General features: G+C 74.8%; 25 protein-coding genes. 13 read left to right on the top strand and 12 right to left on the bottom strand.

All coding sequences use genetic code 11. The annotated features are described in order from the left end of the window. Positions 1–75 precede the first annotated feature (75 nt). A complete protein-coding gene (locus JOF54_RS20235; protein ID WP_210059193.1) occupies positions 76–1,323 on the bottom strand; it encodes a choice-of-anchor P family protein in 1,248 nt (415 codons plus the stop codon). Between the two features lie 390 nt (positions 1,324–1,713). Between JOF54_RS20235 and JOF54_RS20230 the strand changes: the two genes are divergently transcribed. From JOF54_RS20230 to JOF54_RS20210, 5 genes are all read left to right on the top strand, one after another. Next, entirely contained in the window at positions 1,714–2,385 is a 672-nt protein-coding gene (locus JOF54_RS20230; protein WP_210054570.1) for a fasciclin domain-containing protein, read from the top strand. A gap of 30 nt (positions 2,386–2,415) precedes the next feature. Next, on the top strand, positions 2,416–3,024 hold the full coding sequence (locus JOF54_RS20225; RefSeq protein ID WP_307804433.1) for a sigma-70 family RNA polymerase sigma factor: 609 nt from the start codon (positions 2,416–2,418) through the stop codon (positions 3,022–3,024). Then, complete coding sequence (locus JOF54_RS20220; protein ID WP_210059752.1) at positions 3,021–3,782, top strand: anti-sigma factor; 762 nt, start codon at positions 3,021–3,023, stop codon at positions 3,780–3,782. Before JOF54_RS20225 ends, JOF54_RS20220 begins: the two co-directional genes overlap by 4 nt. 87 nt (positions 3,783–3,869) lie before the next feature. Then, complete coding sequence (locus JOF54_RS20215) at positions 3,870–4,199, top strand: hypothetical protein (protein WP_210059192.1); 330 nt, start codon at positions 3,870–3,872, stop codon at positions 4,197–4,199. Positions 4,200–4,207: 8 nt separating this feature from the next. Continuing rightward, positions 4,208–4,819 carry a DinB family protein gene (locus tag JOF54_RS20210; protein WP_307804432.1) on the top strand — a complete coding sequence of 204 codons (612 nt, stop codon included), beginning with the start codon at positions 4,208–4,210 and terminating at the stop codon, positions 4,817–4,819. Positions 4,820–4,950: 131 nt separating this feature from the next. On the opposite strand, the gene phoA is transcribed toward JOF54_RS20210, so the two are convergent. The 4 genes from phoA to JOF54_RS20190 form a co-directional block, all read right to left on the bottom strand. After that, complete coding sequence (phoA, locus tag JOF54_RS20205) at positions 4,951–6,375, bottom strand: alkaline phosphatase (protein ID WP_210059191.1); 1,425 nt, start codon at positions 6,373–6,375, stop codon at positions 4,951–4,953. A gap of 159 nt (positions 6,376–6,534) precedes the next feature. Beyond that, positions 6,535–6,954 (bottom strand): PPOX class F420-dependent oxidoreductase, encoded by a 420-nt coding sequence (locus JOF54_RS20200; protein ID WP_210059190.1) that lies wholly within the window; start codon positions 6,952–6,954, stop codon positions 6,535–6,537. A 36-nt stretch (positions 6,955–6,990) separates the two neighbouring features. Then, positions 6,991–7,932, bottom strand: a complete 942-nt coding sequence (locus JOF54_RS20195; RefSeq protein ID WP_210059189.1) for an AEC family transporter — start codon at positions 7,930–7,932, stop codon at positions 6,991–6,993. Between the two features lie 28 nt (positions 7,933–7,960). Then, positions 7,961–8,788 carry a helix-turn-helix domain-containing protein gene (locus tag JOF54_RS20190; RefSeq protein ID WP_307804431.1) on the bottom strand — a complete coding sequence of 276 codons (828 nt, stop codon included), beginning with the start codon at positions 8,786–8,788 and terminating at the stop codon, positions 7,961–7,963. A 73-nt stretch (positions 8,789–8,861) separates the two neighbouring features. On the opposite strand from JOF54_RS20190, the gene JOF54_RS20185 reads away from it, so the two are divergent. The 4 genes from JOF54_RS20185 to JOF54_RS21665 all read left to right on the top strand — a co-directional run bounded on the left by JOF54_RS20185 (position 8,862) and on the right by JOF54_RS21665 (position 11,250). Continuing rightward, complete coding sequence (locus tag JOF54_RS20185) at positions 8,862–9,671, top strand: phytanoyl-CoA dioxygenase family protein (RefSeq protein ID WP_210059187.1); 810 nt, start codon at positions 8,862–8,864, stop codon at positions 9,669–9,671. A gap of 35 nt (positions 9,672–9,706) precedes the next feature. Beyond that, the gene (locus JOF54_RS20180; protein WP_210059186.1) at positions 9,707–10,750 is read left to right on the top strand and encodes an alpha/beta hydrolase; all 1,044 of its coding nucleotides are present in this window, start codon (positions 9,707–9,709) and stop codon (positions 10,748–10,750) included. Positions 10,751–10,869: 119 nt separating this feature from the next. After that, complete coding sequence (locus JOF54_RS20175; RefSeq protein ID WP_210059185.1) at positions 10,870–11,115, top strand: hypothetical protein; 246 nt, start codon at positions 10,870–10,872, stop codon at positions 11,113–11,115. A 3-nt stretch (positions 11,116–11,118) separates the two neighbouring features. Next, positions 11,119–11,250 carry a hypothetical protein gene (locus JOF54_RS21665; protein WP_281073447.1) on the top strand — a complete coding sequence of 44 codons (132 nt, stop codon included), beginning with the start codon at positions 11,119–11,121 and terminating at the stop codon, positions 11,248–11,250. Positions 11,251–11,269: 19 nt separating this feature from the next. On the opposite strand, the gene JOF54_RS20170 is transcribed toward JOF54_RS21665, so the two are convergent. Then, positions 11,270–12,556 (bottom strand): MFS transporter, encoded by a 1,287-nt coding sequence (locus JOF54_RS20170; RefSeq protein WP_210059184.1) that lies wholly within the window; start codon positions 12,554–12,556, stop codon positions 11,270–11,272. Between the two features lie 203 nt (positions 12,557–12,759). On the opposite strand from JOF54_RS20170, the gene JOF54_RS20165 reads away from it, so the two are divergent. Continuing rightward, on the top strand, positions 12,760–13,875 hold the full coding sequence (locus tag JOF54_RS20165) for a CPBP family intramembrane glutamic endopeptidase (RefSeq protein WP_210059183.1): 1,116 nt from the start codon (positions 12,760–12,762) through the stop codon (positions 13,873–13,875). Here the strand turns inward: JOF54_RS20165 and JOF54_RS22100 are convergent. Then, a complete protein-coding gene (locus tag JOF54_RS22100) occupies positions 13,848–15,113 on the bottom strand; it encodes a cytochrome P450 (RefSeq protein WP_210059182.1) in 1,266 nt (421 codons plus the stop codon). The two genes, JOF54_RS20165 and JOF54_RS22100, sit on opposite strands and share 28 nt — an antisense overlap. A 98-nt stretch (positions 15,114–15,211) precedes the next feature. After that, the gene (locus JOF54_RS22095) at positions 15,212–15,649 is read right to left on the bottom strand and encodes an SRPBCC family protein (protein ID WP_210059181.1); all 438 of its coding nucleotides are present in this window, start codon (positions 15,647–15,649) and stop codon (positions 15,212–15,214) included. Positions 15,650–15,890: 241 nt separating this feature from the next. On the opposite strand from JOF54_RS22095, the gene JOF54_RS20150 reads away from it, so the two are divergent. Next, on the top strand, positions 15,891–16,454 hold the full coding sequence (locus JOF54_RS20150) for a manganese efflux pump MntP (RefSeq protein WP_210059180.1): 564 nt from the start codon (positions 15,891–15,893) through the stop codon (positions 16,452–16,454). 22 nt (positions 16,455–16,476) lie between these two features. Here JOF54_RS20150 and JOF54_RS20145 read toward each other — a convergent pair whose 3' ends face one another. Genes JOF54_RS20145 through JOF54_RS20130 form a run of 4 tightly spaced genes read right to left on the bottom strand, consistent with a single transcriptional unit; the run spans position 16,477 to position 21,993 of the window. Then, a complete protein-coding gene (locus JOF54_RS20145; RefSeq protein ID WP_210059179.1) occupies positions 16,477–18,366 on the bottom strand; it encodes an ABC transporter ATP-binding protein in 1,890 nt (629 codons plus the stop codon). A 1-nt stretch (position 18,367) separates the two neighbouring features. Further along, a complete protein-coding gene (locus tag JOF54_RS20140; protein WP_210059178.1) occupies positions 18,368–19,288 on the bottom strand; it encodes an ABC transporter permease in 921 nt (306 codons plus the stop codon). A gap of 13 nt (positions 19,289–19,301) precedes the next feature. Then, positions 19,302–20,291 (bottom strand): ABC transporter permease, encoded by a 990-nt coding sequence (locus JOF54_RS20135; protein ID WP_210059177.1) that lies wholly within the window; start codon positions 20,289–20,291, stop codon positions 19,302–19,304. Positions 20,292–20,307: 16 nt separating this feature from the next. Further along, the gene (locus JOF54_RS20130) at positions 20,308–21,993 is read right to left on the bottom strand and encodes an ABC transporter substrate-binding protein (RefSeq protein WP_210059176.1); all 1,686 of its coding nucleotides are present in this window, start codon (positions 21,991–21,993) and stop codon (positions 20,308–20,310) included. A 318-nt stretch (positions 21,994–22,311) separates the two neighbouring features. Between JOF54_RS20130 and JOF54_RS20125 the strand changes: the two genes are divergently transcribed. Beyond that, the gene (locus tag JOF54_RS20125; protein WP_210059175.1) at positions 22,312–24,480 is read left to right on the top strand and encodes a glycoside hydrolase family 3 N-terminal domain-containing protein; all 2,169 of its coding nucleotides are present in this window, start codon (positions 22,312–22,314) and stop codon (positions 24,478–24,480) included. Further along, a complete protein-coding gene (locus tag JOF54_RS20120; RefSeq protein ID WP_210059174.1) occupies positions 24,477–26,873 on the top strand; it encodes a beta-galactosidase in 2,397 nt (798 codons plus the stop codon). The genes JOF54_RS20125 and JOF54_RS20120 overlap by 4 nt, the downstream gene beginning before the upstream one ends. Positions 26,874–26,892: the final 19 nt, after the last annotated feature.

Below are 26,892 nucleotides of genomic sequence, written 5' to 3'. Positions count from 1 at the left end.
GACGGCGAGGGAGGGGTGGTGGGCGGTGCAGCGGGGGTCTGCACCGCCCCTCACCCCGGGGGAGGTCGCCGGAGGTCAGCGGTGGGCGACGCCGGCGCCCGCGTGGCCCAGGGTGACGACGGCCCCGACCGGCAGGCCGGCCCGGGCGGTGGTCAGCCTGAGCTGGAGGGCGTCGACGGTGATGCTGGTGGCGGTCCGGGCCGTCTTGTGCAGCGTGAGGGTGCCCACGCCGGCGATGTCGATCGTCGTGTTCTCCTTCGTGGAGACGGTGCGGGCGCGACCGTTGATCTTCAGCCCGACCACCTGCGTGCCGGTCGAGGTCCGCGCGACGCCGGTCGCGGTGCGCTTGGCGTTGGCCTGGGCCGTCACGGCGTCCACCTCGACCACGCCGCCCAGCAGGGAGATCCCGGCGACCTTCGCCGCGGTCGTCGCCGTCGTGGCGCTCGCGGTGTCGGTGCTCTTCGCGCTGCTGGTCACCGCGCCGACCCGGACCAGACCCGGAGCCGTCACCGAGGCGACCTTGTTGGTGCGGGTGACCCCGCCGCTGCCCCCGCAGGGCAGCACGGAGCTGGCCGTCCGGCCGCTGCCGACGAGACCGGCCACGTTGGCCTCGGTGCCGAACGCGGAGCCGTAGGGGCGGTGCCGGGTGGGCGCGGCGAGCGAGGCGTTGGCCGCTCCCACCACCACGGTGCCGGTCGGCAGCCCCAGCGTGTTGCCGGGCAGGAGCGTGACCCGGAGCGCGGTGACCCCCTGGTTGTGCGCGCCGGCGCTGGTCCGCGCGCTCTGCTGGTTGAGCAGCACCGTCGCCACCCCGGGGATGGTGATGCTGGTGCCCGGGGCGGGCTTGGCCGTGACGGACCGGCCCGCGACCCGCAGGCCCACGAGGACGCTGGACCCGGTGGAGTGGTAGCCGCGGGCGTCCTTGCTGACCCCGGCGGTGCTCGTGATGGAGGAGACCGAGACGAGCCCGCCCAGCAGAGAGGTGCCGGCGGTCGTGCTGGTGGCGGTGGCGGCCCGGGTGCCGCGGGCGTCGGTGCTGACGACCTTCGTGGTGGCCGCCCCGATGTGCCCGAGGAGACCGAGGTCGACCCGGGCGGTGTTGTTGGCGGCCGACCCGACGCGGGTGGTGCACAGCGGCACGTAGGAGGTGCGGCCCGAGTCGACGAGGTTGCCGACCTTGACCGTCGAGCCGTAGGCCGAGCCGCCGGCGGCGCTGGCGGTCGTGGTGGCGGCGGGGGCCGAGGTCGGCAGACCGAGGACGGCGGCGGCGGTGAGGGCCACGGTGGCGGCGGCACCGAGGCCGCGGGTGGAGAGGCTGGACACGGGGAGAGCTCCGATCAGCTGGAGAGGGGGATGGGTGCTCGCGGCCCCCCCGGTGCTGCGAGCAGCTGAAACGTAGGTCCGGGACCTGGTCAATGGCTCAGGAAATGCCTATTCCGAGACCATTCTGTTTTATTTCAGAAGGAATATCTGCAGTTTTGTGCTGACGACCCATCCGGTCCGCCCGCGGCTCCGAAGTAGGGGGAATCGGCCGTGGCTCCTGGGCCCGTCGACCCTGGTCAGACGGCCTTCGGGGAGCCTGTCCCCCACCGGCCGACGAGCCGACGGCCCGAGGTGGGAACGGCTCGGGACCAAACCGCGGGGCTCGTGGGACCGAAGTGGTGGTGACCGGCCGAACGGCCCGCCACCGTCCAGCAGACAGAGGAATTCACGATGTTCACCACCACCCGCATCGCCAAGATCGCCGGCCTCGCCGCAGCCCTCGCCCTGCCGCTGACCCTGGCCGCCTGTGGCGGCACCGAGGCCACCCCCGCCGGCACCTCCACCTCCTCCGCGCCCTCCATGAGCGCCTCCAGCTCCCCCATGGCCAGCCCCTCCATGACCCCCTCCATGAGCGCCTCCACCGCCGACGCCCCCTTCGGCGCCGCCTGCTCCGCCGTCCCCAAGACCGGCAAGGGCTCCTTCGACGGCATGAGCGCCGACCCCGTCGCCACCGCCGCCAGCAACAACCCCCTCCTCTCCACCCTCGTCACCGCGGTCAAGAAGGCCGGCCTCGTCGACACCCTCAACACCACCGACAACCTCACCGTCTTCGCCCCCACCAACGACGCCTTCGCCAAGATCGACAAGAAGACCCTCGACAAGGTCCTCGCCGACAAGGAGATGCTCACCGCGATCCTCACCGAGCACGTCGTCGGCGAGAAGCTCGACCCGATGACCCTCGCCGGCGAGCACGACAGCCTCAACCCCAAGCAGGGCATCACCGTCGAGGGCTCCGGTGAGAACTTCACCGTCAACGGCGACGCCAAGGTCCTCTGCGGCAACGTCCAGACCGCCAACGCCACCGTCTACATCATCGACACCGTCCTGCTGCCGAAGTCCTGAGCCGCAGACCCTCGGTCACGGTGGCTGAGCGTGCACGCGACGACGTCCGGCTCCGGGGAGCACCCCGGGGCCGGACGGCCCGCGGACGAGCGCTCGCACCACCTGGCCCAGCTCCTGCAGCGGGCCGCCGAGGGTGACGTCGACGCCTTCGCCGACCTCTACGAGGCGACCTCACCGCGCACCTACGGCACGGTGCTGCGGGTCCTGCGGGCACCGCAGCACGCCGCCGAGGTCGTCCAGGAGGTCTACCTGGAGGTCTGGCAGAAGGCCACCACCTACACCCCGGGACGAGGCAGTGCGATGGGCTGGATCCTGACCCTGGCGCACCGGCGGGCCGTCGACCGGGTCCGCAGCGTCGAGAGCGACACGGCGCGCGACGACCGCTGGGCCCGCGCCACCGACGAGCGGCTGCCCGACCCCGTCTGGGAGCGGGTGGACGCCGACCTCGCCGTCGAGCCCGTCCGGAAGGGCCTGCTGCTGCTCAGCCCGGTGCAGCGCCAGTCGCTGCAGCTGGCCTACTACGGCGGCTACAGCCAGAGCCAGATCGCCCGCCTCCTCGACCTCCCGCTGGGGACCGTCAAGGCCCGCATGCGGGACGGCCTGATCGCCCTCCGCGGGCACCTGGGAGCGCCGACGTGAGCGACGTCCACGGCGCCGTCGGCAGCTACGTCGTCCACGGCCTGTCCGAGGCCGAGCGGGCCGACTTCGAGCGCCACCTCAGCCGGTGCGCGTCCTGCCGGGTCGAGGTGCGCGAGCTGGTCGAGACCGTCGCCGAGCTCAGCCGGCTGACCAGCCGCACACCGCCGGCCGGGCTGCGGCGCCACGTCCTCGCCGACGCCCGCGGGCACCGCCCGCTCCCTCCGCAGCAGCCGGCCGCGACCTCTGCCACGCTGCCCGCTCGGTCCGCGACCGCCCCGACCACTGCCGGCCGCGCACGCCCGCGACGACGCCGCCGCCCCTGGTGGCCGGTGCTCGCCCTGGCGTTCGCGCTGGCCCTCGTCCTCGGCGGCGGGGTCGTCGGCCTCGCGCACCAGCACCAGGTCCAGACGGCCCAGGCCCGCGAGGTCGACCGCCTGATGACCGCCGACGACGTGCAGGTCCACCGCGCGCTGGTCGCGGGCGGGCACCCCGTGACCCTGGTGGTGTCGCGCCACCAGGACCGCGCCCTGCTGGTCGGCGGCGCCCTGCCGGTGCTGGACGCCGCGCACAGCTACCAGGTCTGGACGCAGGACCGCGCGGGCGCCATGGCCCCCGGACCCGTCTTCCCCTCGACCGAGCGGGAGCACGTCTGGCTCACCGCGGGCGTGGGCGGAGCGGTCGCGGTGGCCCTCACCGTCGAGCCGCGCGGCGGGTCGACCCGGCCGACCACCGGGCCCGAGGTCATCGCCTCCTTCTGACCCGTCCCGGCCGGCGGTCCGGCGCCGCCGGGGCACCGGTGGGCTCGGGCACTGTCGGGAACGCCGCCGGAGCCCTACGCTGCCGCCATGGACACCGAGGGGCTGCGTCGCCTGGTCGACGCCGGGAACGAGGTCGCGGCCGACCGGCTGGCCGCCCTGGCCGCCGAGCGCGGCGACGTCGGCCAGCTGCGCGAGCTCGTCGACGCCGGGCACGACAGCGCCGCCCGCCGGCTGACCGCGCTGGCCGTCGAGCGGGGTGACGTCGACCAGCTGCGCTGGCTGGTCGACGCCGGGCACGAGCACGCCGGTGACCGGCTGGCCCAGCTGGCCGCCGAGCGCGACGACGTCGAGCAGCTGCGCTGGCTGGTGGACGCGGGCAACGAGTGCGCGGGCGCCTACCTCGCGCACCACCACTGAGGGCCGGCGTGCCGGACGAGATCGCCTCGGCGGGCCCGGCCCCGGCGGCCGGTGGGCTCCCGAGCCGCTGGACGCGGGCCACGGTCCACCCCGACCTGTGGGTCGACGAGGCCGACGACCCGCGCGAGAGCGGTCCGGCGGGGACCGACGAGCACGGCGTGCTCGCCGACTACCTGCGGCGCTACCGGCTGACGCTGGAGCTGAAGTGCGCCGACCTCGACGCCGAGCAGCTCGCGCGCCGCTCCGTGCCGCCCTCCACGATGTCCCTGCTGGGCCTGGTCCGGCACCTGGCGGAGGTGGAGCGGACCTGGTTCCGCGGCACCCTCGCCGGCCAGGACGTCGGGTCGCTCTACTGCACCCCGGAGTCCCCCGACGAGGACTTCGACGGCGCCCGGGCCGACGACGCCGTCGTCGCGCAGGCCTGGGCGGACTGGCGCGCGGAGGTGGCCTTCGCCGAGGAGGTGCTGGCCCGCACCGAGGACCTCGGGGCGACCGTGCACCGGCGCGGCGACCCGCTGCCCGTGCGCGACGTGGTCGTCCACCTGGTCGAGGAGTACGCGCGGCACTGCGGTCACGCCGACCTGCTGCGCGAGTGCGTCGACGGGCGGATCGGGCAGTAGCTCTCCCGCCGGGCGCCGGGTGCGCCGGGAGGGCGGGGGGACGACGACGCCCCCCGCGCCCCGGCCGCCCCGCGCGAGCGGGGACGACGCGGAGCCCGGGGGGCGACGTCAGGCGTGGTGCGGGACGGACCTCAGCGGCGCGGCAGCCGCGAGGGCAGCTTGAGCGCCGAGGCGATCGTCGTGTTGAGGTCGGTCTGGTCGGTCAGGCCGACGACGTTCGCCGCCTTGGGGCCGTAGCCCGCGAGGCGCACCTGGGTGCCGGTGTGCTGCTGCGAGCCGCCGGCCTCCGCGGTGCCGTAGGAGATCGTCATCGGGGCGTTGTCGTGGGTGAGCAGCGTCGTGGTGAGGCCCGGCGTGTTCTCCCCCGCCTCGACGATCTGGCTGGTGTGGCCGTGGTCGGCGGTGACGAAGACGGAGGTGTTGCCGTCCCGCTTGGCGTAGGCCAGGGCGACCTGGACGGCCTCGTCGAGGTCGATCGTCTCGCCGATCTGGCCGCAGGCGTTGGCCGCGTGGTCCTGCTTGTCGATGCTCGCGCCCTCGACCTGGAGGAAGAAGCCCTTGTCGTTCTCGAGCAGGTCGATGGCCTTGCGGGTCATCGCGGCGAGCCGGGGCTGGCTGGCCGGCCGGTCCGGGTTCGGGGTGCAGTGGGCGGCGGGGGTGGTGCCGCCGGTCGGCGTGGCCTTCGGGCCGACGTAGCGGACGGGCAGGTTGCCGGCCCCGAACAGGCCGAGCACCGGCTTGGTCTGGTTCGCCGTGCGGACGGCGGAGAGCTCGGTCTTGTCGTCGACCACCTGGTAGCCGCGGGCCTTCGCCTGGTCGAGCAGGGTCTGGCCGGCGTAGCGGCCGGCGACGGCCTTCTCGCCGAAGGTCTTCGAGCCGCCGCCGAGGGTGACGTCGGGCCGGGTGTCGAGCAGCTGCTCGGTGATCGAGCCGCGGCCGCCGTTCTCCTTGGCGGCCTCGGGGCAGGTCTTCGCGGTGGCGACCGGGCCGTAGCAGGAGCGCGCCGAGATGTGCGCGACCTGCACGGCCGGCGTCGCGTCCTGGATCTCCGAGGTGGTGACGTCGCCGGTCTTGAGGCCCTTGGCCTTGGCCAGCTCGAGCAGGGTCGGCTGGGCCTTGCCGCGGATGTCGACCGAGATGGCGTTGTCGTAGGTCTTGGTGCCGGTGGCCCACGCCGAGCCGGTGGCCGCGGAGTCGGGCACGTAGTCCGGGCGGCCCTCCTTGGTGAGGGAGTAGGTCGTGTACTGCCCGGTCAGCGGCAGCGCGTCGATGCCGGGGAACGAACCCGCGGCGCCGTAGGCGTAGTTGCGCGCCGAGGTGATCTCGGAGTCGCCCATGCCGTCACCGATGAGCAGGATGACGTTCTGCGCCCGGCCCTTGTCGACGGCGCGCTTGACGACCTCGGAGCGGTCGCCCTGGACCCGGTTCGCACCGCCCTTCACGCTCAGGTTCTCGCTGCTGTAGCCGGCGTAGGAGACCCCGGCGCAGAACATCAGGCCACCGGCGGCGGCGACGGCGATCGCCGCGCGTCCGGCGCGGCGGGAGAGGAACTTCATGCGTACCCCGATCGTTCGTGGCTCCGCTCTCTGCGGAGACGCTCGATCGAAGCGCCGCGCGGTGAACACCGGGCGACCTCCGGGCGACCGGCGGAGGACGACCGCACGGCCATCCGGTTAGCGCGGCGATCTATCCGCCGGTCGGGACCTGTCCGGGGGTCAGCCGGGCTGCTCGGCGGCCAGCGAGCCCCAGGCGTGCCACCGCTCGACCTGGAGCCGGGTGGCGACCCGCGGGCTCTCCCGGTCGGGGTAGGGCGTGCCGAGGTAGTGCGTCGCCAGCCGGTCGATGTCGGCGAGACCGATGTCCTCGGTGACCTCGCCCACCCGGCCCTGCAGGCTCACGTGGGTGTACCAGTCGTCCGCGGCCAGCACGGTCAGCGAGACGCGGGGGTCGCGCCGCAGGTGCTTCAGCCGGGCCCGGGTGGCGTCGAGCCCGAGCAGCACCCGGCCGTCGTCCTCCAGCAGGTACCAGGTGGCGACGGTGACGGGGCGGCCGTCGGCGGCGACGGTGGCCATCACGGCCGGGTTGGGGCGGCGCAGCAGGTCGAGCACGCGCGGGGGCAGCGGGGTGTCGGGCATGGTCGGACCCTACCGAGGCCGCCGCCGGCCCGCGCGTCAGCCGAGGACGCCGGCGATGAGCAGCAGCACGGGCACCGAGAGCAGGGTGGAGATGAAGATCGAGTCCCGCGCCAGGATCTCGGCCCGCCGGTAGCGGACGGCGTGGGTGAAGACGTTCTGCGCGGTGGGCAGCGCCGCGACGACGGTGACGGCCAGCAGGTCCAGGCCGTCGAGTCCGACGACGAAGCGGCCGATGAGGTAGGCGACGACCGGCTGCAGGACCAGCTTGAGGGCCACGATCGTGCCGATCTGGACCGGCGGCTCGCCCGCCCCCGGCCGCGGTCCCAGCCGCAGCGAGATGCCGTAGGCGATGAGCATCGCGGGCACCGCCATCCCGCCGATCAGCGTCAGCGGGTCCAGCACCACCCGGGGCAGCGGCAGGCCGGTCACCGAGAGCAGCAGCCCGGCCAGCGAGCCGAGCATCAGCGGGTTGCGCAGCGGCTGGCCCAGCCGGTCGAGCAGCCGGCGGCCCCGGCTCTGCGCGGGGTCGGCCACGTGCACCGTCGAGTCCAGCACCGCCAGGCCGAGCGGCTGCAGCACCATCAACTGGGCCAGCAGCATCGGGGCGATCAGCGAGACGTCGCCCAGCACGTAGGCGGCGATCGGCAGCCCGAGGTTGCCCGCGTTGACGTAGGACGCGCTGAAGGTGGCGATGACGGTGTCGCTGGCGGTCCGCCGCCACACCAGCCGGGCCAGCAGGACGGCGACGGTCGCGGTCACCACCACGCTGCCGAGGGAGGCGACGAGGTTGGCCGAGAACAGCTGCGAGACGTCCGTCCGGCCCAGCACGGTGACCATCAGCGCGGGGCTGGCGACATAGAAGGCCAGCCGGGCCAGCATCCCCTGGCTCTCGACGTCGAGGACCCGGCTGTGGGCGAGCAGGAACCCCACCGCGATGACGACCGCGATGGTGGCGAACCCGGCCAGCACGTCCTGCACGACGTCCAGCCAACATCACCGGCCGCCCTCAGGCCGACGGCGGCTCCGGGGTGGACCCCGCCCGGTGCTCGCTGGGCGAGCGACCGGTGTGGCGGCGGAAGCGGGTGGAGAAGTAGAGCGGGTCGTCGTAGCCGACGGCCCGGGCGACGTCGGCGACCGGCCGCCGGGTCAGCTCCAGCAGCTGCCGGGCGGCCTGCATCCGCTGCCGCTCCACGAAGCGCATCGGCGGCACGCCCAGCTGCTCGGTGAACAGGTGGGTGAGCCGCGAGGGCGACAGCCCGGCCCGGTCGGCCAGGCCGGCGACGGTCAGCGGCTCGGCCAGCCGGGCGCCGACGTCCTCCAGCACGGAGATCAGCCGCGGGTCGAGCGGGCGGGGGCCCGGGACCTGGGTGGCGGCCCACAGCAGCGCGGTCTCCAGCGCGTTCAGCTCGAACAGCTCGGCCTGCGCCAACCCGCCGTGACCCAGCGCGGTGGCCCGGGCGAACGCCTCCCGGACCCGTTGGTGCACCTCGCCGGCCAGCCGCAGCCGGCGGACGCCGGGCAGCGCCTCGGGCCAGTCCAGCAGCGGCGCCCACTCCGCCCGCGGGTGCACGTGGGCCCACTGCAGCTCCCAGCCGTCGACGCCCGGCGCGGTCCCGTAGTCGTGCCGCACGCCGGGCCGCAGCAGCACCAGGTCGCCCCGGCCGACCAGCAGGGCGCGGCCGTCGGCCGACCCGAACCGCCCGGTGCCGGCGAGGGTGTGCACGACGAGCCAGTCGGTGGTGCCGCGGGTCCGCCAGGTGGCGTAGGACGGGCCCTCGGCGAAGACGCCGGTGAGCACGCGCGGGACGGTGGGCGTCATCGACTCCTCGGGCACGACAGCAGGATCTCCCATCTCCGCGACCGGCGCGACCCTGGTGGGACGGGTGCATCTCGCCCAGGCTTGAGCCATGACCGCTCTGCTCACCACCCCCGGCGCCCTCGCCGAGACCTACCAGCGCGAAGGCGTCGTGCTGGTGCCCGGCCTGCTGTCCCCGGACGAGATCGCCACCATCCGCGCCTCCTTCACCGACCACATCGAGGCCGACCCCTCCTTCGGCTTCGACGACGGCCTGCCGGACGGCGACATCCTGCGCCGCTACCCGCGCGTCATCCACCCGCACCGCCGCACCGACCTCGAGGTCGGGCAGCTGGCCCGGCGGCTGATGACCGACCCCCGGGTGGTCTCCGTCGTCGAGCAGCTGGTGGGCCCGGCCTACGGCGCGCAGTCGATGTTCTACTTCAAGCCGCCGGGCGCGCGCGGGCAGGCGCTGCACCAGGACAACCTGTTCCTGCAGTCGCACCCCGAGACCTGCATCGCGGCCTGGATCGCCGTCGACGACTGCGACGGCGACAACGGCGGGCTGATGGTGATCCCCGGCTCGCACACCATCCAGATCCTCTGCCCCGAGGACGCCGACCCGGAGGAGTCCTTCACCGGCAACACGGTGCCGGTGCCCGAGGGCGCCGTGCGCCTGCAGACCGAGATGAAGGCCGGCGACGTGCTGTTCTTCCACGGCAGCCTGGTGCACGGGTCGCGGCCCAACACCACCGCCGACCGCTTCCGCCGGTCGCTGATCTTCCACTACGTGCCGCAGGCCAGCGTCGAGGTGGCCCGCTTCTACCTCCCGCTGCTCGCCCCCGACGGCAGCGAGGTGACCATCGCCGAGTCCCCCGACGGCGGACCCTGCGGCGAGGGCTGGACCTCCGAGGGCCACTGATCCTCCCGGGCGGCGCCGCCGCTAGGGTCCCCGCCATGACCCTCCGCCGCGTCGCCCGGGCGCTCCTCGCCGTCACCGCCCTCGGCGCCGGCGCCGCGCTCGTCCGGGCCGGCGGCCGACGCCGCGCTCTGGTCGCGGCGGTCCCGGCCGACCTGCGGCACCCGGCGCTGTACCTCCCGTTCACCGTCAGCGCCCCGCTGCTGCGCCTGGTCCGCCGGACCACCCCGCGGCCCTCCGCGCTGGCCCCCGGCACCACCGTCCGCCGCAAGCGGGTGCCCGGCCGCGACGGGTCCCCGCCCGTTGACGTGCTGGTCTACGAGCCCGCCGGGCGGCGCCGCCCCTCGGGCGCGCTGCTGTGGGTGCACGGCGGCGGGTTCGTCCTCGGGGACCCGGTGACCTACCACGACCTCTGCAGCCGGTGGGCCGACGAGCTGGGCGTCGTCGTCGTCAGCGTCGACTACCGGCTGGCGCCCGAGCACCCCTTCCCGGCCGGCCTGCAGGACTGCTACGCCGGGCTGCGCTGGCTGCACGAGCAGGCCGACGCCCTGGGTGTCGACCGGTCCCGGGTGGCCGTGGGCGGGGACAGCGCCGGCGGCGGGCTGGCCGCGACCCTGGCCCAGCTGGCGACCGACCGCGGCGAGGTCGACGTCTGCTTCCAGCTGCTGCTCTACCCGATGCTCGACGACAGGACGGCGCTGCGCGGGGACGACGGCACCGGCCGGCTCGTCTGGACCCCCACCTCCAACCGCTTCGCCTGGACCGCCTACCTGGGGCACGCGCCGACCGCCGTCGAGGACCGGCCCTACGCCGCCGGCGCCCGGCGCGAGGACCTGCGCGGCCTGCCGCCCGCCTGGGTCGGCGTCGGCGACGTCGACCTCTTCCACGCCGAGGACCTCGCCTACGTCGAACGGCTGCGGGACGCCGGGGTGCCCTGCGCGCTGCACGTCGCCCCCGGGATGTACCACGGCGCCGACGGGTTCCGCGAGGACCGCTCGGCGGTGGCCCGGGACTTCCGGCGGCAGGCGCTGGAGGCCCTCCGCGCCGCCCTCGGGCAGCCGGTGGGAACCACGGCCGGCTGATCAGGACAAGATCGTGTGAGCTGACGCGGTGACATCACCGCGCGAGGTCACACGATCTTCTCCGGCAGGGCGTGGGAGACGTGGTCGGGGCGGACCGCGGGCCGGGCTAGCGTCGAGCCGTGACCTACCAGCACCCGCTCGCCCACCTGCTCGGCCTGGAGGGCTTGGCCCTGCTCCGCGCCTGGGGCGGCGAGCACCACCGCGCCTTCGTCGAGGCGCGGCTGGCCGAGGTGCGCCGGCTGCTCGCCGACGAGGAGCTGGCCGGGCACCCGGGGGTGGACGTCGAGGGCGGCGCCACCGACGAGACCGTCCGCTCGGCGTGGGCGGTCCCGGCCGTCGTCCTCCTCCACCTCCAGAAGGGCTGAGCGGTGCGCCGGTGGCTGGCCGCGGCCGACGCGGTGGTGCGGGGACTGGTGGACGGGCTGGGCGCGGCCCTCACCCGGCTGGTCCCGCCGGACCGGCCCCCGGCGGAGCCGCCCGAGGACCCGCGGCACCGCTGAGCGGTCGGGCCAGGACCGCTCAGGCGCGGGTGGAGGACCGCTGCGCGGCGGGCTCCGGCGTCCCCGGCCGCGGCGGCCGCAGCGCCGTCCGGACGGCCAGGACCGCCATCGGGACCAGGACGACGGCGGCGACGACGGCCAGCCCCGGATACCCGGCCCAGCCGAGCACCAGGCCCGAGACGGCCGAGGAGGCCGCGGCCGCGACGTTCATCACCGCGTCGGTCGCCCCCTGCACCGAGACCTTGGCCTCCGGGGTCACCGAGGACGCGAGCAGCGTCGAGCCGCCGATCATCCCCGCCGACCAGCCCAGGCCCAGCAGGCCGAGGGCGAGGGAGATCAGCAGCATGCTCGGCTCGTCCGCCATCGCCGCGAGCACCAGCGCGGCGGCGAACAGGACGACGCCCACCAGCAGCACGCCGACGGCGGAGATCCGGTCGGTCAGCCAGCCCATCACCGGGCTGGCGCCGTACATGCCGAAGATGTGGATGCTGATCACCAGGCCGACGAGGTCGAGGGAGAAGCCGAGGTGGCCCATGTGCAGCGGCGTCATCACCATCACCCCCACCATCACGGTGTGGGAGCAGGTGATGGCCACGACGGCCAGCCGGGTCAGCGGGTCGGCCAACCCCAGCCGCAGCGCGACCCGGAAGCCGAGCTGGACGACCGGCACCGCGGCGCCGACGTCCACGGCGGCGGGGTCGACCGGCCCCTCGCCCGCGGCGTCGGGCGACGCCGGGCGGAGGCCCAGGCTGACCGTCAGCGCGGCCGCGGTGAAGGCGACGAGGGAGAACAGGTAGGGGCCGGTCAGCGGCTCGATGCCCAGCCGCTCCCCCAGCCGGGCGCCGACCTCGGACAGGTTCGGGCCGAGGACCGAACCCAGCGTCGTGGCCCAGAGGACGACGGACAGGGCCCGGGCCCGGTAGGCCGCCGTCGTCAGCTCCGCCGCGGCGAAGCGGGCCTGCAGCCCGGCGGCGGTGGAGGCGCCGAAGGCGGCCAGTCCGACGAACAGCAGGACCACGGAGCCGAGCGCCGCCGAGCCGAGGACCAGCAGCGTGCCGAGGACGGCGAGGGCGTAGCCGCAGCCCAGCCCCCAGCGACGGCCGCGGCGACCGGCCAGCCGGGCCAGCGGGATCGCCCACAGGCCGGCGCCGAGCACCGAGGACGTCTGGGCCAGGCCGGCGACGACCACGGTGCCGGACAGCTGCTCGGCCAGCAGCCCGCCGACGGCGACCCCGCTGGCCACGCCGAGGCCGGCGAGCAGCTGGCTCACCACGAGCACGCCGAGCCCGCTGCGGCGGACGTCCATCTGATCAGCTCCCTGGGTCGGCCGTCAGGCTAGCGGCCGGCTGCGCCCGGACTCGACCTCCCGAGCCGTCACGGGTCGAGTCTCGCGCGATCGCGGAGGGCGGAGGGCCCGTGACACCTGTCACGACGGGGCCGGGAGCCCCTCACCCGAGCCCGTGACGGCCTGCACTGCCCGGGACCCGGCCGCGCTGGGAGGCTGTGGTCATGACCGAGCACCCCTCCGCCCCGTCCGCGGCCGGTCCCGGCCCGCTCCCCGCCGGTCCCGGCCCGTACCCGCCGCCCGGCCCGTACCCGCCCGTCGGCGCGCACCCGCCGGCCGGCCCGCCGGCGCTCCCGCCGAAGCCGAGCGCGCTGCCCGTCGAGGAGCGGGAGTACCACCACTTCCTGCGCACCCCGCGGGCGCGCTGGTGGAAGGGCGCGCTGGCGGTCGTCAGCCTCGTCGTCGCCTTCCTGCTGGTCAGCACCGCGCTGACGGCGGCCGCGGTCGTCGTCGACCTCGCGACGGGCCGGACCGAGGCCGGCGCCCTGCAGTCGGGTCAGATCACCGTGACGCCGCTGATCTTCCTGGCCAACAACCTGGCCCTGGCCCTGCTGACCCCGGTGGCGATGCTGCTCCAGTGGGGCTTCTTCGGGCAGCGCCCGGGCTGGCTGAGCTCGGTGGCCGGCGGGTTCCGCTGGCGCTGGTTCGGCCGGGCGGCCCTCGTCGTCGTGCCGGTCTGGCTGGTCTACGTCGGCATCTCGTTCCTCGTCGCGCCGGAGGGGCTCTCGGGGACGCTGAGCCGGGACGCCGGCCTCATGCTGGTCGTGGTCCTGCTGACGACGCCGCTGCAGGCGGCCGGCGAGGAGTACGGCGCCCGCGGTCTGCTGGCCCGCTCGGCCGGCTCGTGGTTCGCGGACCCGCGGGTGGCACTGGTCGTCGGCGGCGTCGTCGCCAACCTCGTCTTCATGGTGGCCCACGCCGCCACCGACCCGTGGCTGCTCGTCTACTACTTCACCTTCGGCGCTGCGCTCAGCGTCCTCGCCTGGCGCACCGGCGGCCTCGAGGTGCCCGTGCTCGTGCACGCGGTCAACAACCTGTTCCTGCTGGTGCCGGTCGCCCTCTACGGCGACCTGAGCGGCGCCTTCGACCGCGGGCCCGGCACCGGCGGCCCGTTCATGCTGCTGCCGATCGCCGTGATGCTGGTGATGACCCTGGTGCTCAGCCTGTGGGCGCGCCGCAACCGGGTGCAGCGCAGCAGCGCCCCCGGCGCCGTCGACGCCCCGGCCGGCGGGCCCGCGGTCCTGCCGCCGGCTCAGGCCGCGAGCGCTCCCGAGCGCTGACCGACGACCAGCGCGGCCGGACCGCGGATGACGGTGCCGCCGCGGCGGCGCCGGACGCGGCCGGCCCGCTGCAGCCGCGGGAAGCGCTCGGCCAGCCGCTCGACGGCGACCACGGCCTCCAGCCGGGCGAGCGGCGCGCCCAGGCAGTAGTGCAGGCCGGCCGAGAAGGAGAGGTGCTCCGCGGCCGGGGCCGAGCGGTCGGCGTAGCGGTGCAGGTCGAAGCGCCCCGGCTCGGCGAACACCTCGGGGTCGCGGTTGGCGCCGGCGAGCAGCAGCATCACCATCGAGCCGCGGGCCAGCGGCACCCCGGCCAGCTCCAGGTCCTCGTGCGGCGAGCGGAAGGTGCGCTGGACGGGCGGGTCCCAGCGCAGCGTCTCCTCGACCGCCGCGGCGGCCAGCGACGGGTCCTCGACGACCTCCCGCCACTGGTCGGGGTGGGCCAGCAGGGCCAGCACGGTGTTGCCGATGAGGTTCACCGTCGTCTCGAAGCCGGCGACGAGCAGCAGCCGGCACAGCGGGGCGAGCTCGCCCGGTCGGACCTGGTCGCCCTCGACGGCCAGCAGCCGGCTGACGAGGTCGTCGCGGGGCTCGCGCCGGTGCTGCTCGAAGACCTCCTCCAGCAGCGCGCCCAGCCGGCGGTTGGCCTCCAGCAGCCGGACGACGTGCCCGAGCGACTGCACCCCGGCCAGCGCGCTGCCGATGGTCGCGCCGTCACGGGCGAAGGCGGCGCTGTCGTCGTCGGGGACGCCGAGCAGGTCGGTGATCACCCGGATCGGCAGCGGAGAGGCGAGGGCGCCGACCAGGTCGAAGGGCTCGCCGGCCGGCACGGCGTCCAGCAGCCCGTCCACCACCGCGCCCACCCGCTCCCGGGTGCCCGCCAGCGCCCGCGGCGTGAAGGACGGCGCGACGAGCCGGCGGAGCCGGGTGTGGTCGGGCGGGTCGAGCTCCAGCAGCGACAGCTCGCCGTCCCCGCGGTTCAGCGCCTCCTCCGACTGCACCCCGAAGCGGCGGTCGCGGAGCACCTCGCGGCAGACGCGGTGGCTGGCGGTCTGGTGGCCGGCCAGCGGGGTCGGCACCAGCGGTCCCCGCCGCCGCACCTCCTCGTACAGGGGGTAGGGGTCGCGCCGCCCCTCGGTGAGCTGCAGCCGGGCGAACGGGTCCCGGCCGACGTGCCCGTGCCAGGCGACGGTGGAGCGGACGACGACCAGCTCCCGGACCAGCGACCTGACCGCGCTCACGAGCACCCCTCCTCCGCGGTCGCCCCGCCGCGACCGGCGCCCCCAGTCTGCCCCGGCCGGCCGGCGTGGTGCGAGGGCCGGCGGGCGGTGAGCAGGGGTCAGCTCGCGGCGCGCTCCGCCGCCCAGCGGACCAGCACGTCCAAGGTCTCCGACCAGCCCTGCCGCAAGGGTTCCGGGTCGTGCAGGCTCGGGTCCAGGACGTGCTCGAGGTCGAGGCGGCAGCCGTGCTCGAGCGGCGCGAGCCGGACGCGGACCTGGTCGACGGTCTGCTCCGGGCGGCCGTCGGTGATCCAGCTCCAGGTGAAGGCCAGCAGCCGTCCGGGCACCAGCTCGCTGTAGCGGCCGCAGGCCCCGAAGCCCGCCTGCACCGACTCCAGCCGGTAGGTGCCGCCGACGCGCGGGTCGAGGTCCACCGTCGTGCCGGGCAGGAACGGCCACCACCACTGCCGCAGCTGCTCGGGCACGGTCCAGGCCGCCCAGGCCTGCTCGGCTCCCAGCGCCAGCACCCGCGACACGTCCAGGCTCGTCCTCGCCACCCGCTCACCGTAGCCCCGGGCGGCCGCCGCGATTCGGCCGCCGGCGGGTCCTCTGGGAGGATCGGGGGCGAAGGGGAGTAGTTCCCACCCGTGCGCCCCCCGGGGCGCGGAGGTACGTCGACATGCTGGTGCGCCGTCGCACCCGGCGTACCGCCCGGCTCGCGCCGGGTGAACGAGACCTTCGGACGCCCTCCCTGGGCCGGGTCGCCGACGTGCCCCGGCCACGACCCGAAGGTCTGCCGTGACTCCCTCCACCCTGCTCCTGCTCGCCACCGGCGTCTCCGCCGACGCGTTCGCCGTCGCCCTCGGGAAGGGGCTGCAGCTGCGCCGCCAGGTGCTGGCCCGGGCGCTCCTCATCGGGCTGCTCTTCGGGCTCGCCCAGGCGCTGATGCCGCTGGCCGGCTACCTGCTGGGCAGCACGTTCGCCGACCGGATCGCCGCCTACGACCACTGGGTGGCCTTCGCCCTGCTGGCCGCGGTGGGCGGCAAGATGCTGTGGGAGGCGCTGCGGCCCTCCGCCGACGACGAGCCGGCGGGCGAGGTCTCGGTGCGAGAGCTGCTGGTGCTGGCCCTGGCCACCAGCATCGACGCGCTGGCCGTCGGGGTGTCGTTCGCGTTCCTGGAGATCGACGTCTGGGTCGCGGTCCTGGTGATCGGCCTGACGACGTTCGTGCTGTCCGTCGCCGCCGTCCTGCTGGGCCACCGCGTCGGCACCCGGTTCCAGCGGCCCGCCGAGGTCGTCGGCGGGCTGGTGCTCATCCTCATCGGCGCCCAGATCGTCGTCCAGCACCTCGGTCTCCTCTGAGCGCTCCGGCGCCCGGGGCCGGTCAGCGCTCGGCGCGGGCCGCCTCGAAGGGGTTGGGGATCGCGTCCAGCAGCAGCCGGGTGTAGGGGTCGCGGGGCCGCCGGATGACGTCGAGCGCCGGTCCCTGCTCCACCACCCGGCCCTCGTTCAGCACCACGACCTCGTCGGCCAGCATCCGCGCGCTCAGCAGGTCGTGGGTGATGTAGAGGATGCTGACGTCGCCCTGCTGCACCAGGGTGTTCAGCAGCTCCAGCACCTCGGCCCGGATGGAGACGTCGAGGCTGGAGATCGGCTCGTCGGCGATGATCAGCTCGGGCTCCACGGCCAGCGCCCGGGCGATGACCACGCGTTGCCGCTGGCCCCCGGACAGCTCGTAGGGGAAGCGGTTGACGAAGCGCGACGCCGGGGTGAGCGCGACGGTCTCCAGCAGCTCGAGCACCCGCTGCCGCAGCGCCTCGCCCCGGAGCCCCCGGTAGTTGGCCAGCGGCCGGCTGAGCGCGTAGCCGAGCGTCTTCGCGGGGTTGAGCGAGGAGTACGGGTCCTGGAACACCATCTGCACGTGCCGGCGGTACTCGCGCAGCCGGCGGCCGCGCATCCCGCCGACGGCGAGGTCGCCGTCGTGGCCGTGGAACGTCAGCGTCCCCGTCGTCGGCGCCTCCACGCCGGTGATCATCCGGGCCAGCGTGGACTTCCCGCTGCCGCTCTGCCCCACCAGCGCGGTGACGCCGCCGCGGCGCAGCACGAAGCCGGCGTCCCGCACCGCCTCGGTCCGGGTGACGGTGGTGCCGCGGCGCTGGACGTAGGTCTTGGAGACCCCGGCGACGCTGAGCAGGGCCGGGCGCTGGCCGGCGAGCACGCCGCTCTCGGCCGACTTCACGAACTGCGGGCCGACGAAGACGCGGGTGATCGGGCCCACGTCGGCGTCGGGACCGCCGGGCGCGCGGTCGGGGGCGCGCTGGAGCAGCGCGACGTGGCAGGCGACCCGGCCGCCGTCGAGGTGGACCAGCGGCGGGTCGTCGGTGGTGCAGCGGGCGAACTTCTCCGGGCACCGGGGTGCGAACGCGCAGCCGGCCGGCTTGGCCGCGAGGTCCGGGGGCCGGCCCGGGACGTAGGTGATCCGGACGGTCTCCTCGCGCGGGTCGGCGTAGGAGCCGAGCAGGCCCTTCGTGTACGGGTGCATCGGGTCGCGCAGCAGCCGGGCGGCCGGCTGCTCCTCGACCACGGTCCCGGCGTACATGACGAGGATCCGGTCGGAGAGGTCCAGCACGGTGCCGATGTCGTGGCTGATGAACAGCACGGCGAAGCCCAGCTGGGCCTGCAGCCGGCGGACGTTGTCGAGGATCTCGCGCTGCACGACGACGTCCAGCCCCGTCGTCGGCTCGTCCAGCAGCACCAGCCGGGGCTCGACGGCCAGCGCCAGGGCCAGGTTCACCCGCTGCTTCATGCCGCCCGACAGCTCGTGGGGGAAGGCGTCGATGAACCGGTGCTCGATGAGCACCATGTCGAACAGCGTCTCGACGCGACGGCGGACGTCGGCCCCGCGCAGCGCCGTGTGGTGCTCGATGACGTCGCGGAACTGGCCCTCGATCCGCACCACCGGGTTGAGGGCGTTCATGCTGCTCTGGAACACCGTCGCGATGTCGGTCCAGCGCAGCGAGCGGAGCTCGTCCTGGCTCATCGACGTGATGTCGGTGCCGTCGAAGACGATGGAGCCGCCGGCGATCCGGCCGGGACGCTCCAGCAGCCGCAGCAGGGCCGTGCCGAGCGTCGTCTTGCCCGAGCCCGACTCCCCGATCAGCCCGACGAACTCCCCGGGCTCGATGGCGAAGGTGATGCCGGTGACGGCGTCGACGGCGGCGCTCCGCTTCGGCTCGTAGCGGACGTGCAGGTCGGTGACCTCGAGCAGCGCCACGTCAGCCCTCCCTCAGGTGCGGGTTGCTCAGCAGGTCGACGCCGAAGTTGATGAACGACATCGCGGTGATCAGGACGGCCAGCACCAGCCCGGGCACGAAGACCCAGGCGAACAGCCCCTGGGAGACCGCGCCGGCGGCGTCGGCCTGGTAGAGGATCGTGCCCCAGGAGACGGCGTCGCTGCTGCCCAGGCCCAGCACGGCCAGGCCGGCCTCGGCGCCGATGGCCCCGGTGGCCGCGCCCACGAAGGCGGCCGCGACCAGCGAGGTCATGTTGGGCATGATCTCGGCGAAGATGATCCGCAGCGGCCCGTCGCCGGAGAACCGGGCGGCGGTCACGAAGTCGCGGTTGCGGAGGGTGATGATCTGCGCGCGCTTGCCGCGCGCGGCGCCGGCCCACGAGGTGATGGCGATGACGCCGACGATCAGCCCGATGCCCCGGACCTCGGAGTAGGCCACCAGGGTGATGATCAGCGGCAGCACCGGGATGACCAGGGCCACGTTGGTGACGAAGGACAGCACGTCGTCGACGACGGTCCCCTCGGCGTAGCCGGCGACCAGGCCCACCACCAGCGCGATCACCGTGGCCAGCGTGCCGCCCAGCAGCCCCACCAGCAGCGAGACGCGGCTGCCGTAGACCAGCTGGGAGAAGACGTCCTGGCCGCCGACGTTGGTGCCCAGCAGGTGCGCGCCCGAGGGCGGCTCCAGCGGGACGAACGAGCCGTCGGTCGGGGCGTGCGGGGCGATCAGCGGCGCGAGCAGGGCGATGAGGACGTAGAGGCCGACGACGACGACGCCCACCCGCGCCTTCTTGCTGCTCCAGACGACGCTCCACCAGGCCTCGGGCCGCTCGGCGGCGCTCACCTGCTCGCCGGTCTGCTCCGGTGCGCTCTCGGCCATGGGGTCGGCCCCGACGACGGTCATGCGGCTCCTCTCCTCACGCCTGGCTCCGGCGGACCCGCGGGTCCAGCACCCCGTACAGCAGGTCGGCGACGAGGTTGGCCACCAGCGTCGCCACCGCCGTCAGCAGCATCAGCGCCTGCAGCAGCGGGTAGTCCTTGAGGCCCACGGCCTCCCCCATCAGCCGGCCGAGACCGGGGTAGTCGAAGACGGTCTCGACGAGGATCGTGCCGCCCAGCACGCCGCCGAGGGCCAGGGCGAAGCCGGTGACGCTGGGCAGCAGGGCGTTGCGGGCGGCGTAGCGCAGGGCCACCACCCGGTCGGGCAGCCCCTTGGCCTTGGCGAGCTTGATGTAGTCCTCGCTCAGGTTCATGATCATGGTGTTCCGCATGCCGAGGATCCAGCCGATCGGCGTGACGATCATGAGCGTCAGCGCGGGCAGGAAGGCGTGGCTGACGGCGTCGTAGAGGAACGCCCCGTTGAAGCCGGGCGTCGACTGCTCGTAGCCGCCGGAGGTGGCGAACCAGCCCAGGCTGTAGCCCAGGCCGTAGATCAGCAGCAGGGCGATCCAGAACGGCTGCAGGGTGCCGAGGAAGGTCGAGACCAGCGTCACCGTGGTGTCGAAGCGGCCGTTGCGCTTCCAGGCGGCGAACGCGCCCAGCAGGATGCCGACGACGAACGAGAGCACCTGCACCACGGTGACCAGGACGACCGTCCACCAGAACGCCTGGCCGATCACCCGGGTGACCTCGAACGGGTAGTAGTTGTAGGACAGCCCGAGGTCGCCGCGGAGCAGCTGGCCGAGGTACTGCACGTACTGCGAGCCCAGCGAGCCCGTCGGGGTGCCCAGCAGGTCGCGCATCGCCTGCACCTGGGCCTGGTCCAGCTGGGCGTTCTTGCCCGCCAGCCGCTGGACCATGATCTCGGCCGGGTCACCCGGCTGGACCCGGGGGATCAGGAAGTTGATCGTGACCACGGCCCACAGCGTGAGCACGAAGAAGCCGAGCTTGCGCAGGTAGTACCTCACCGGACCGCCCTCCCCGTCACTTCGGCGCGCTCAGGTGGGTGATCCACAGCCGCGGGTTGTCCTGCGGGTTCGCGTACGGGTCCTTCGCGCTGGGCCAGCCGACGGCCTTGTCGGTGCGGTAGATCCCGCGGGCCGGGGCGTAGAAGAGGGGCAGCACCGGGTACTGCGTCATCATCGTCGTCACCAGCACACCCACGAGCTCCTTGGTCCGGTCCGGGTCGGTGGTGCCGGTCAGCTGCGCGACGGCCTCGTCGACGGGCGGGCTGGAGTACCGGCCGATGTTGCCCTTGATCTCGGTCTTGGTGGGGATGGTCCCGGTGCTGAGGGTGGCGCCCATCCCGTTGGCGTAGTCGCAGCCGGCGGCCATGTAGTTGATCATGAGCTGGAAGTCGCCGCTCTTCTTCTGCCCGTCGACGGAGTCCGGGGCCGCCTTGTTGGCCTTGATGTCCAGCCCGAGGTCGCGCAGGTTGGCGACCACCTCGTCCGCCGTCGCCTCGTAGTCGATGAAGCCGGCCTGCACCGACATGGTGATGGCGATCGGGCTGCCGTCGGGGTTGCGGCGGAAGCCGTCCGGCCCCTTCGCGTAGCCCGCGGCGTCCAGCAGCTGGTTGGCCTTCCCCGCGTCGAAGGGGACGACCGTGCTCGCGGCGGGGTAGCCCGGCGGCAGCAGGGCCTGCTTGGCCGGCAGGGTGAGCCCGGACTGGCTGGCCACGTCCATGATCCCGTAGGTGGCCTTGAGCGAGGCGCTCTCCTTGTCCAGGCCGTGGGCCAGGGCCTCGCGGAACCGCACGTCGTCGAAGGGCTTGGCCGTGAGGTTCGGCGCCAGCACGGTGATCCCGTTCGCCGGGTACCAGAAGTGGTTGGTGGCCGGGTCGGGGTCGACGAAGGTCTTCTGCGGGTTGGGCAGCTCGCCGGTGTAGAAGTCGAGGCCGCCGGTGCGCAGCTTGAGGGCGGCCTGGTTGGCGTCGTAGTTGCCCTCCAGCACCAGCCGCTGGACCTTGATCTTGTCCGCCTGCCAGTAGTCGGGGCGCCGCACCAGCTCCAGCCGCCGGCCGTTGTAGCGGTCGACGCTGAAGGGCCCCGTCGCCACCGGCTTCTCGTCGACGTACTGGGTGGGGTCCCCGACGGAGCCGTACTGCTTCTCCGAGACGATCAGCTGGCCGATGATCGAGGTGAACTTCGACGCCGCGTCGCCGCTGAACTCGAAGACGACCTGCTCCCCGGTCGCGGTCACCGAGAGGGCCTTGGCGCCGAAGATGTCGTTCCAGACCCCGGCGGTGTCCATCGCCGGGTACTTCTTGGCCAGGTTGAAGGTGAAGGCGACGTCGGCCGCGGTGAAGGGCGAGCCGTCGCTCCAGGTCACACCGGGTCGGATGTCGAAGGTGAGCCGCTTCGCGCCCTGCCAGCGGTAGCCGGTCGCCAGCCACGGGGTGACGGTGCAGTCGAGGCTGTTCTGGATCATCAGCGGCTCGTAGAGCCAGGTCTTCGTCAGCTGCTTCGGCGCGAAGGGGTTGTAGTTCACGAGGCCGCCGATGGAGGCGTCCGACTCGGCCGCGAGGTTCAGCTGCGCCACGTCGCCGCCCGTCGCCACCGCACCCGACCGTGCGAGCTTGCGCTCGTTCGCCACCCGGCTGCCCGCGCACCCCGGCAGCAGCAGCAGCACCGCGACAGCGGCCGCGACCAGCGCTCTCCGCTCGACCATCTCCGCTCCTTCGCGGGTGGGGGTTCGGACGTCCTCGTCCGGACGTCACTCAAGCCCCCGCCGGCCGATCTGTCGAGCCGGTCGGGGGTCAGCGTCCCAGGGAGTGAGACCAGCGAGGCCGGCTGAGAGGTCCCTGGCCAGTGCAGCACGGCTGTGCTGTGATGGGTACGAGACGAGTTGGAGCGGGCTGACCAGCCCGGCGACCGGTCAGCGAACCGGCCGCGAGGCCGGGACCGGACGGGAACCGCCGGCCCGACCGGTGCATCTCATCTCATCCAGCGGGACAGGGACGGCGGGCAGACCCTCCGGGAGGACGGCATGACGACGACCACGGCGGTCGGGCACCGCGGGTGGCTGGACGCGCGGCGGACGCCGCAGGAGCGCGTCGAGCTGCTGCTGGGCGCCCTGACCCTGGAGGAGAAGGTCGGCCAGCTGCACCTGGCGGGCGACCTCGACCCGGACGGGTCCCGCGCCGACATCGCCGCCGGGCGGGTCGGCGCGGGCATCCTCTCCGGCGGCGCGCACCCCGACGGGCCGACGACGTCGATCGCCGCCACGGCCGCCGGGTGCCAGCGGGTGGCGCGCACGGAGTCGCGGCTGGGGGTCCCGCTGCTGCTGGGGAGCGACGTGGTGCACGGGCTGGCCACGACCTTCCCCATCCCGCTGGGCCTGGCGGCCTCCTGGGACCCGGCGCTGGTCACGGCCTGCGCGGCTGTCGCCGCCGAGGAGGCGCTCGCGGCGGGCCTGCACCTCACCTTCGCGCCGATGGTCGACCTGGCCTCGGAGCACCGGTGGGGTCGGGTGGGCGAGACCTCCGGCGACGAGCCGCTGCTGGCCAGCCGGATGGGGGCGGCCGCGGTGGCGGGGTTCCAGTCCGGCGGTCGGTTCACCGCGGCGGCGAAGCACTTCTGCGGCTACGGCCTCGTCCAGGCCGAGCGGGACCACGAGACGCTGCCCGTGGGCCAGGTCGCCCTGCACAACCTGCACCTGCGCCCGTTCCGCGCGTGCCTCGACGCCGGCGCGGGGGCGGTGATGGCCGGCTTCCACGACGTCGACGGCGTCCCCGTGCACGCGCACCGCGCCCTGCTCCGCGACCTGCTCAAGGACGGCTGGGGGTTCGACGGCGTGGTGGTCAGCGAGTGGGACGGCATCGGGCAGCTGGTGCACCAGGGCGTCGCGGCCGACCTCCGCGACGCCGCCCGGCAGGCCCTGCTGGCCGGCGTCGACCTCGACATGGCCTCCGGGGCCTACCGGGCCCACCTGCCCGCCCTGGTCGCCGACGGGGCGGTGCCACCGGCCCTCCTCGACGACGCCGTCCGGCGGGTGCTGCGGCTCAAGCTCCGCGCCGGGCTCCTCGACCCGGCACCGGAGCCGCGCACGGCGGTGCACGCCCCGGCCGACGCGGGACCGGGTCGGGCTGCGACCGCGCTGGCCCGCCGGGCGGCCGCGGCGTCGACGGTCCTGCTCAAGAACACCGGGATCCTGCCGCTGCACGGCAACGTGGGCACGGTCCACCTGTGCGGGCCGTTCGTCGACGACGTCGACGCCCTCCTCGGCGCCTGGGTGCAGCCGCCGGGCCGGGAGACGACGGGACCCACCCTGGCGGCCGCCGTCGCCGGCCAGCTCGCGAGCGGCGCGCTGCTCGTCTCCGACGCCCGCTTCAGCGACCTGGCCGTGCACCGGGCCGAGACGGCCGACCTCACCGTCGCCGTGCTCGGGGAGCACCCCAGCAGCAGCGGCGAGGACCGCTGCCTGCCGACCGCCGACCTGCCCGTCGGCCAGCTGGAGCTGCTGGCCGAGCTGGCGGCCGTCGGCAAGCCGGTGGTGGTCGTCGTCGTGACGGCCCGGCCGCTGGAGCTGCGGCCCGTGCTGCGGCTCGCGGACGCGGTGCTGGTCGTCTGGCACCCCGGCGGCCACGCCGGCCCGGCCGTCGCCGACGTGCTCTTCGACCGCACCCCGCCGAGCGGGCGGCTGCCGATGAACCTGCCGCGGATGGAGCCGCAGGGGGCCAGCGGGACCTTCGAGCGCGCCTCCGGGCGCCGCCTCGGCCGGGCCCGGGACGCGAAGTTCGGGCACTACCTCAACGCGCTCGGCTCCCCCGAGCTGTCCCTGGGCTTCGGCCTGACCTACACCTCGTTCGCCTACTCCGAGCTGGAGCTGAGCCGCGACGTCCTCCCGCTGCGCGGCGGGGCGGTGCGGGCCTCCGTCGAGGTGGCGAACACCGGCACCCGGCCCGGCCGGGAGGTCGTGCAGCTGTACCTCCGCGACCTCGTCGCCGACGTCGTCCGGCCCCTGCTGGAGCTCGCCGACTGGCAGACCGTCGAGCTGGCGCCCGGGGAGTCGACGAAGGTCGTCTTCCGGGTGACGGCCGACCTCTTCGCCTACTGGGACCGCGACCTGCGCCGCCGCGTCGACCCCGGCGAGGTCGACCTCGTCGTCGGGCCCAACGCCGCCCGCGGCAGCGCCGCCCGGCTGGTGATCGTGTGATCACCCTGCGCGACCAGCGGATCCTGGTCGACGGCCGCCCGGCCCTGGTGCTCTCGGGCGAGGTGCACTACTTCCGCGTCCCGCGGGCGGAGTGGGAGCAGCGCCTCGACCTGCTCGTCGAGGCGGGCTGCACCTGCGTCGCGTCCTACATCCCGTGGCTGTTCCACGAGCTGCCCGACGGCAGCCTGGACCTCACCGGCGCCACCCGCCCCGAGCGCGACCTGGGCGCCTTCGTCGACCTGTGCGCGGCGAAGGGGCTCGGCTTCCTGGCCCGGCCCGGCCCCTTCGTCATGGCCGAGCTGAAGAACGAGGGCCTGCCCTACCGGCTCTACGCCGAGCACCCGGAGATCGTCCCGGTCGGCTGGGACGGCGCGCCGGCCCCGACCCGCACGGTGGACTACGGGGCGCCGGCCTTCCTCGCCGAGGTCGAGCGCTGGTACGCCGCCGTCATGCCCGTGCTGGCATCCCGGCTGCAGCCGGCCGGCGGCCCGGTTCTCGCCGTCCAGCTGGACAACGAGATCGGCATGCTCGCGTGGGTGAGCGGCTCCCCCGACCTCACCGACCACGTGGTGGCCGAGCTGCGCCGCTGGTGCGCCGAGCGCTACGGGTCCGGCCTCGCGGCCCGCTACCCCGGCGTGGGCGACGGCGCGGCCTGGGCGCGGGCGGTCCGCTCGCCGCAGGAGCGGTGGGCGGCCGCCCTCCGCGTCGACCTCGGCTGGTTCCTGCGCGACCGGACGGCCCGCTACGTGGACGTGCTGGCCGCGCTGGCCCGCCGGCACGGGGTCGACGGGGTGCCGTTCCTGGTGAACGTCCACGGCACCGAGGGCGGCAACGGCGTCCCCTTCGCCATCGGCATCAGCCAGCTCTACCGCTCCTACGCCGGCCGGCCCGGGTTCGCCGCCGGCTCCGACCACTACCTCGGCGACCTGTCCGCCGGGGTGCTGGCCGACCTGCACCTGATCGGCGCGACGATGGCGGCCGTCAACGGGCCCGACCAGCCGCTGACCTCGCTGGAGTTCGAGGCCGGCACCGGCGACTACGGCGGCGGGCTGGAGCAGCTGCACGACCCGGCGACGGTGGACCTCAAGACGCGGCTCTGCCTGGCGCAGGGGCACCGGCTGCTCAACTACTACCTGCTGGCGGGCGGCACCAACCCGCCGCTCGACGAGCCCGTCGGGGACGGCGACGACCGGCTGGGCTTCACCGGGGAGCGGCACGGCACCGCCGCCCCGATCGGCCCCCGCGGCGAGCGCGGGCTGTCCTTCGCGCCGACGGCCGCGGTCGTCCACACCGCCCGGGTGCACGCGCCCTGGCTGGCCGACCTCGACGAGGAGCACGACGACGTGGCGGTCGGCTTCTGGGCCGACGCCTTCGCCACGGAGGCCTGGTACCCGGGCAGCGCGACGATGCGCGGGGTCGTCGACGACCTCACCGCCCACCGCGGTCCCGGCCCGCGCAAGGCCCTGTGGCGCTCGCTCCTGCTGGCCGGCTACCGCTTCGGCGCGACCGACCTGCAGGACCCGGACCGGCCGCTGCCGCGGACGGTCGCGCTGGCCACCGGCCGAGTGCTGGACGCGGCCGTCCAACGACGGCTGGCCGACCACGTGCGCGACGGCGGCTCGCTGCTGCTGCTGGGACGGCTGCCGCAGCGCGACCCCGAGGACCGGCCCTGCACGGTGCTGGCCGACGCCCTCGGCCTGGCACCGGGCGAGCGGGTGGCCGAGGACGGCCACCACCACCCCTCGCTCGTCGGCCACGGGCTGGCCGCGGACCTCCCGGAGACGCGGGTCGGCTGGCTCGACGCGCTCACCGCGCCCGCGGGCGCCGAGCCCCTGCTGACCGACGTCGACGGCCGGCTGTGCGGCGTGACCCTCGCCGTCGGTGCCGGTCGCGCCGTGGTCGTCACCGCCGAGCTGCCGGCGCTGCCCGAGCTGGTGACCGCCCTGCTGGGGTGGCTCGGCTCCCCGCCGGGCCTCGCGCTGCGGACCGACGTCCCGGGCGTGCTGGCCCTGACCGGTGCCCGCCCGGGCGGCGGCCGGCTGCTGCACCTGCTCAACCCCACCGGCTACGCCGCGACGGTGGCGGTCCGGGTCGACGGGCCGCCGGGGCTGCTCGACCGCCCGCTGAGGCTGCCGCCGCGGACGGGCACGATGCTCGCCCTGGGGCTGGACCTGCCCGGGCTGGGGACCGTGGTCGCCAGCAACGCCGAGGTCGCCGCGGTGGAGCCGGACCGGGTCCGCTTCTCCCCCGGCCTGCAGGACCGGACGGAGGTCTGGCTGCGCACGGCCCGCCCGGTCGAGGGGCCGTCGGTGCGCACGGTGGACGACCTGGTGGTCGTCACCGCCCCCGGCGGGGCGGACCTCGTCGTCACCTTCGGCGCGGCGCCCGGCTGACCGCGCACCGGTGAACGCC

The organism is Microlunatus capsulatus (assembly GCF_017876495.1).
Taxonomy (GTDB): domain Bacteria; phylum Actinomycetota; class Actinomycetes; order Propionibacteriales; family Propionibacteriaceae; genus Microlunatus; species Microlunatus capsulatus.
The sequence above is the reverse complement of the archived record's forward strand: the minus strand, read 5'-3'. Positions and strand labels throughout refer to the sequence as shown.